Here is a 6,621-nt window from a genome sequence, read left to right as displayed (position 1 = left end):
CTCGGAGATGTGTATAAGAGACAGGGTCGGCGCGCGCGGCCTCGGCCTGCGGGTTGTGGACCGGATTACCCGCCTCGTCCCACATCGGCCGCGAGCGCACGTCGCCGAGCTCGTCGGTATATTCCTCCATCTGCCGGGTCGGGAAGGCGCGCGTGAGGTAGTCCACGATCGCCTCTCTTGGCGACAGGTCCAGTTCCAGCGCCTCGCGCTCGTAGGGATCGAGCTCGTTCAGCCGCCGGTTGAGGATAGATTCTGCCGTACTGACCAACTGGACCACGACGCTTTCGTCGTTTGCCAGATGCTCGTCGATCGCGGGGTAGATCGAGGGCAGCTTCAGCGAGAGCAGGACCTGCGCAAAGAAGCGCTGCTTGGTCCCCTCGAACCGGCTGCGGGCGGCCGCCTTGGCGCCGCTGTTGAGCGTCCTGTTCTCAAGCCCATCGACGATGCCGGTGAGCTCAAGCGCCGCTTCGAGGTTCTGGTGAATGATCGTCCAGGCCTCGCAATAGGTGTCGTAGACCGCGATCTGCTCAGTGGTCAGGTCATGGCGCAGGATGTCGTACTCGATTCCGGCGAAGCTCAATGCCCGGGCGAGGTAGAGCCCGGAGGCCTTGAGGTCGCGCGCCACCAGTTCCATCGCGGCAATGCCGCCGTCGCGGATCTCGCTGATGAACTGCTCGCGGTTTGCGAATGCGGTGCCGGGGCCCCACAGGCCAAGTCGGACCGCATAGGCAAGATTGTTGACGTCCGATGCGCCGGTGGCCGAAGCGTAGAGCACCCGGGCGCGCGGCAGTATGTTCTGGAGCAGCACCCCGGCAATGCCCTGGAGCGAGCCCTGTTTCTGGCCCCCGGATCTCTGGCCAAAGCCCCCTTCCCCGCCGGCGACGCCGCCCATTTCGTGGGCCTCGTCGAAGACGATGACCCCTTCGAAGTCTTCACCGGCCCAGCGAACGATCTGGTCAAGCCGGGTATCCTCCACCCTCGAACTGCGCAGCGTGCCATAAGGAACGAACAGGATGCCCTCGGGCGGGGTGATCACCTCGCCGATCTTCCAGCGAGCAAGGTCGAGAATGTCGGACGGCAATCCGCCGATCGCGGTCCAGTCGCGCTGCGCGTCCTCGAGCAGCGGCGCATTCTTCGATATCCAGATGTGACGGCGATTGCCCTTGAGCCATTGGTCGAGAATGCAGGCCGCTGCCTGCCTCCCCTTCCCTGCCCCAGTGCCATCGCCAAGGAAGAAGCCAGTGCGGTAGAGCTTGCCGTCCGGGTCCTCCTTGAGCGCGACTTCGCCGTCAGGATGACTGAAGCGGCCATGGAGATCGCGGCTCCAGGCCTCGCCTGCGTAGATCACGGTTTCGAGCTGGGCGGCCGAGAGCAGCCGCGCCGTGACGGTCCGCTCGGGTAGCGAGGGCACGTAGCTGGGTTTCGGCGCGGCGATCGAAGCCATGGCGGCGGATTCGACGAGGTGGGTGGGATGTTCGCCCGCTTCCGCGATCACCACGCGGGATGGCCGGTAGTCGGCATAGACCCCGCGCTGCTCGCCCATCGCGGCCGGTTCGTCCAGGACTTCGTAGGCGACAGGGCGGACGTCGTTGGTCTGCAGAGTTCGAACGATCACGGGCCGGGCTGGACCGGTCTTCACCGAGCGGAAGAGGCTGAGCTTGGGTCGGGGCGCTGCCGCCTGCGTCGGGTCGCGCAATGGCGCCCGAGGTGGCACGGTTGGCAGCGCGGCGAAGAGTTCGCCGACCGAGCCGCGATTGATCGTGGATACGCTGATCTCGCCTGGCACCTTGTCGATCACCAGCATGCGGACCGCGATACCGGTGCCGTGCTTGACGTAGCCGCCCTTGTCGAGGCGGAGCGACAGGACGACCCGTGCGCCTTCGAGGGTGCGCCGAAAGGTTTCTCCGTGTTTGGCCGAAGGCGAGAACCAGTCCGGGATGATCGCGACGATCCGGCCACCCGGCAGCATGTGGTCGAGCGCAGCACGCAAGTGCCTGGCGGCGGTGTTCTGATCTTGCCCACGTGATTGCGACACCGAGAACGGCGGGTTCATCAGAACGACGCTCGGCCGTTCTGTCCCGGAGAGTAGCGCGCTGAGTTTCGCGCCGTCGTGGCGGTAGACCTTCGTGCCCGGAAACACGGTCTCGAGCAGGTCCGCGCGGGTGGGTTCGAGTTCGTTGAGGATCAGGTCCTTGACCGTGCCCTTGGCAAGCGAAGCGATGATCCCGGTGCCCGCGCTCGGCTCCAGCAACACGTCATCGCCGGAAAGCCGCGCCAGATGAACCGCGAGCCTGGCCAGCGCCGGCGGCGTCGAGAACTGCTGGAACTGGATCTGGTCCTCGCTGCGCACCGTGTGCGTTGGCAAGGCTCGGGAAATCGCCTCGAGCGTACTGATTGCAGCTGCCACCTCCATCCGGCCCACGAGCGTCGGAATGGCAAGGCAAAGTGCGACTTCCAAGGCCTCGAAACTGTCGCGCTGCTGCCACGCGCCCTGGAAATCGCTGCCGCCTGCGCTTTTGGTCATGGCTTGGGTGAGAGTGGCCCTGCTGATCGACCCCGCAAGAAGCAGTCTATCGGCAAGGGTGCGCGCTGCGCCCATAATGGCACTGGCGCGAGCATGAGTTAGGGTCATGGTTTTCTCCGGGAATTGCTGCAAAGGCCTGAAGCCGACAAGGCGGCATACCTGCCCGCTCCCCCTCCCCTCCCCGCGCCTTACCCGGGCAAATCCCTGGCAGATCGCTTCAGCCTGCAGATTCGACCGGGACGCGACGGCTTGACACAGCTCGCCTGAAAGAAGGGTGCTGAATGCAAAGGACGCTTTGCCGATGCCCAGATCGGCAGCAGAGCCGTTGAGAAATCCCCGAACCGATGAGCCGCCAGCCTCGAGCATGGCAACCTGGCGCACCAGTATTGAGAGCCAATCGGCAAAGGCGCAATCTCCCTGATGTCAGGCTGAACCTGCAGCGCGTTACGCCAGCATCTGTGGCTTAGCCGGAGACGCCAGGCATCTGCGTCAGGTCCGTGGCCCTGTGCTTTTCGCTGCCGCTGTCCAGCCCGATCAGCATGGGCACACCTGTCGCTTCGGCCGGCTTCCCGCAACACGCAGTGTCCGGTCGAGGGCACCGATGTGCACAGCGAGGAAAACAGTCCTCAAACCGCCGCTGCCTATGCAGACAGTTTTGACTTCTGCCCGTTCGACCTCGTTCAGATTGTTGACGCCATCACGCAGTTTGGAGTCGGCTGGCAGGTATCCGAGCGGTTCACCGCGCCTGTTCACGGCAACAGTGGCACCTTCGCCGTGATCATGTGCCGTCACCGACGTGAGGGTGACACCTTCGCCCAGAGCAAGTTTGCGGATTGCATTCTGGAAGTGCTGTTCCCCTGACAACTGGACGGAATGGACATGGTGATTCTCAAGCCAGGCCATGTCCGGTCGGGCATCGCCTGGTCCGGTGACCACTGCAATTCGAGGCGCCAGCAGTTGCCCCTTGCCGTCTTCTGCGCCAATGCTGGTGATCCTGGCAGCAAGCACCGCGTCGGCGTCGGCAATAGCCCTGGCAAGTGCACTCTTTGCGCCGATCCTGCCGATCAGGGTGCCATCCTGCAATGTAACGATGAAAGCGCCCGCACAATCCGGATCAGTCTTCACGAGCACATCTGCCTGCGGCTGGCAGCGTTCGATACCTTCCTGGCACTCGGTGGCGCCGAGAAGAGCGACAGGTGCGTGCCTGACAATTCCGGCACCGTGTAACGCTTGGGCAATGGCCTTTCGCCTGAGCAGCCCGGGCGCTTGTGTAACCGGCCGCTCTGATCGTGCGAATAGCTCCACTGCACTTCGTTGGACAAGGTCACATTGCGTGAGGCCTTGCCGCCCCTGCCCCTGCCCTTGCCCTTGCGAACGATGCAATCAGCTAAACTCTTCCAGGAGCTCATTTTTACCGCGGGCAGATCCTGGCAAGACGGTTATTGGACCCAGGCTGGCAAGTCCGGGTGCTGGATCACAACGCGCCGCTCCATCGCATGATCTGGCACGCACTTTCCCGATGAGCGCAGGTGTGTCTGTATCGTGCAAGAGGCTGCATGGGCTGTGAAGATTGCCCTTTGCCCGGACAACGCCATTCAAACACCAGGATCAGATGGCAGAGCTCGGGAGGCGGATGGATGCCGAAGGTCGAGCGCCCATCGAGGAACTTGCTGAGGCTGCCATTGTCTCGCGATGCGATGAGGGCATTGCCGCGCTGTTCCCTCAGATGGCGGCATCAAGATGAATACGCGTTATCGGGGAGCAGATGCTGGAGCACAATGACAACGAGGCGGTATCCCGCCGCTCCATAACGCTGGAGATTCTCGGCTCTGCGAGCCGTGATCGCGTTGTCCGCCTGCCAGCTCTGGCTGCCTGACCCGAACCCGGTCCCGGCGTGGAGCGACAGTCCTTGCGCCACCTTGCGGGACACGACGGTCATCACGCCGCAGGTGCAAACGAAATTCGGAAGGCATTCGGCAGAACCGCAGCGCTGATGCGTTCGGCAAAGCCGCAATGCCCTCCTGCCAACCGTGTCTAGGCAAGTGCCCCTAAGATCGCGTTAACGATGCAGCAACCATAAACTCCTGCCTTGGCAATGCTGCTGGTGGCTGCCTGAGAACCGAATTCGCCACCAGGCTGGGTGCTATCGATCATCCAATCCGACATCAGCCCCGGGTCGTTCATCGGCATGGCCTGGCTAAAGACTTCGGGAGTTGAACGATAGGGGCGGTTCCTGCTCAGGCGCGGTGTGACCTGCGCTGACTTGGCTTTACCATGCGCTTGACCGATGCCCGGCGGCGGCTCCTCGAACCGTTCTTTTCACCGCCGTTCATGTTTGGCGCATCGGCATGAATAGCCCGTACTGCAGATCAACGAGGCCATCCTCTTCTTGCTGCACCGTGGACCGCCATGATGATTTACCGCACTGGTTTGCGTCCCTCGCAACGGTTGGGTCGCTGCTCCATCTGCGGCGGTTTTCAAGGCCTATGTTGCGAGCAAGCGCGCAAATGGACCGAGACAGAGGGCCGTGTGTGCTGGCTGCCATAGCCGGTGGCGCACCCTTCGCTGGCCGATGGCGGTCATGCTCAATGCAAGCCCAGAGATGCCCTGCACCCGCCTCGCAAGGACTTCTTGCAAAACCTGGCAAGGGCAATTGCTTGGTTGATCATGGTTTCAATCCTGCAATCTGCCCGACGCGTGGCAGGAGCCTCAAGCCTTGCAGATAAATCCAGATCGGGCCGAGAAGACCACAGAAAATGGGGAGGACAGCGCCGCTGGCCTCCCCAGTCCGTTCACTCAGGAGTGATCAGAAGCGCAGGCCGACGCCTGCGAGCACCTGGTTGCGCGAGAAGTTGGATTCGTAGTTCGAGTAACGGTACTCGAGCAGGCCGTAGCTGTTGCCACCGAGGCCGAGCTGAGCGCCCAGGCCAAGGCGCACGCCATCACCGTTCTCGCCATCCTTGAAGCCGTTGAGCTCACCCTTGATGCGGGCGTTCGTGTAGCCAACCTTGCCATAGAGATTCAGCTTCGGGTTGACCGCGGCAGTCACGCGAGCACCGACGTAGAGGTCACGGCCGGTCGAAATCACCGCGCGATCGACGCCATCGTCATAAACGTACTTGGTCGACGAGTCCGAGACTTCAGCGTCAACGCCGAAGGCGACGTTGCCGGTGGTCGGAATGTCATAGCCGAGAGCCAGGCCAAAACCGACACCGTCTTTGCTGTACGTGCCAAGGCCCAAGTCATTCAGGTCGAGCGAGACGCGATCCCAGCCAACAAGCACTTCGGTGCGGACGCCCGAGGGAGCCTCGGCAAACGCAGGCGTGGCGCAAGCTGCAACAACGGCTGCGAGCGCGATCGTGATCTTCTTCATGATGTTCCCCATTCTTGCATATCGCGGTTCTGATTGCGTTTTTCCGAGACCGCGGCGGCGCGCCCATCTGAGGATTGTCCGGCTGGGACAACCGCAAAGTGGGGCATGCGATGTCGCGAAAAAACAACGTGTTGCCGCAATGCAACAAAAATCGCGATGCCATCGGGACACGAAAGCTGCTTGCGAGAAAATCACACCAGGGTCGCAGAAATGTGCGCTTGCTCACTTGAACGGCCTCGAGCGACAGACGGGCCAGGTTCCCGGTAACCAACCGGTTTCCTGCATCCCGCCCGAATACTGGGACCTGGGCGGCATCCTGTGGACTGGCGCCCTCCGGCCGCCGTTCGGTCCGCACACTCATGGTGACAATGAACTGGCGACCCTTGCCGCCCTTCTTGCCCAATCCGGCCTTCGCTGGCGGGACCGAGGCTTGCGGTGGTGTCTTGCGCGGTTTGCCAACCAGCGCCTCGATCGCGGGTATCGGTGCTGACATCCGCGCAGTTGGCGCACGATGCGCAGGCAGAGGCCTGCTCCAGGCAACTTCGCGGCGGCTATGAAAAAGGGTGATGGAGCCATCCACTGGATGCATCGGGACCAGATTTACCGCGCAACCCATTCCTGCCAAATCTGCAAGCAGTTAAGCACAGACACCAATCGCGGTCCCCGGGTATGGTTGTTAGCGTCCGCGGTCGTGGTGTAATTTCCGGTGCAGACTGAGGTGCCG

At 62.6% G+C, this 6,621-nt stretch carries 5 protein-coding genes; 1 reads left to right on the top strand and 4 read right to left on the bottom strand.

Annotated elements, in window-relative coordinates; genetic code table 11:
• Positions 1-2,632 (bottom strand): strawberry notch-like NTP hydrolase domain-containing protein (locus AX703_RS11590; protein ID WP_197423691.1); only part of this gene is annotated, 2,632 nt, incomplete at its 3' end.
• Positions 2,633-3,058: 426 nt separating this feature from the next.
• Positions 3,059-3,649 carry a hypothetical protein gene (locus AX703_RS27365; protein WP_156452026.1) on the bottom strand — a complete coding sequence of 197 codons (591 nt, stop codon included), beginning with the start codon at positions 3,647-3,649 and terminating at the stop codon, positions 3,059-3,061.
• Between the two features lie 487 nt (positions 3,650-4,136).
• Between AX703_RS27365 and AX703_RS28660 the strand changes: the two genes are divergently transcribed.
• Entirely contained in the window at positions 4,137-4,268 is a 132-nt protein-coding gene (locus tag AX703_RS28660) for a hypothetical protein (RefSeq protein WP_255355053.1), read from the top strand.
• On the opposite strand, the gene AX703_RS11575 is transcribed toward AX703_RS28660, so the two are convergent.
• Entirely contained in the window at positions 4,260-4,463 is a 204-nt protein-coding gene (locus AX703_RS11575) for a hypothetical protein (RefSeq protein WP_039338252.1), read from the bottom strand. The genes AX703_RS28660 and AX703_RS11575 overlap by 9 nt on opposite strands.
• An 867-nt stretch (positions 4,464-5,330) precedes the next feature.
• Positions 5,331-5,897, bottom strand: a complete 567-nt coding sequence (locus AX703_RS11570) for a porin family protein (protein WP_082734550.1) — start codon at positions 5,895-5,897, stop codon at positions 5,331-5,333.
• Positions 5,898-6,621 lie beyond the last annotated feature (724 nt).

The organism is Novosphingobium sp. CCH12-A3 (genome assembly GCF_001556015.1).
In the GTDB taxonomy this organism is placed as follows: Bacteria; Pseudomonadota; Alphaproteobacteria; order Sphingomonadales; family Sphingomonadaceae; genus Novosphingobium; species Novosphingobium subterraneum.
The sequence above is the reverse complement of the archived record's forward strand: the minus strand, read 5'-3'. Positions and strand labels throughout refer to the sequence as shown.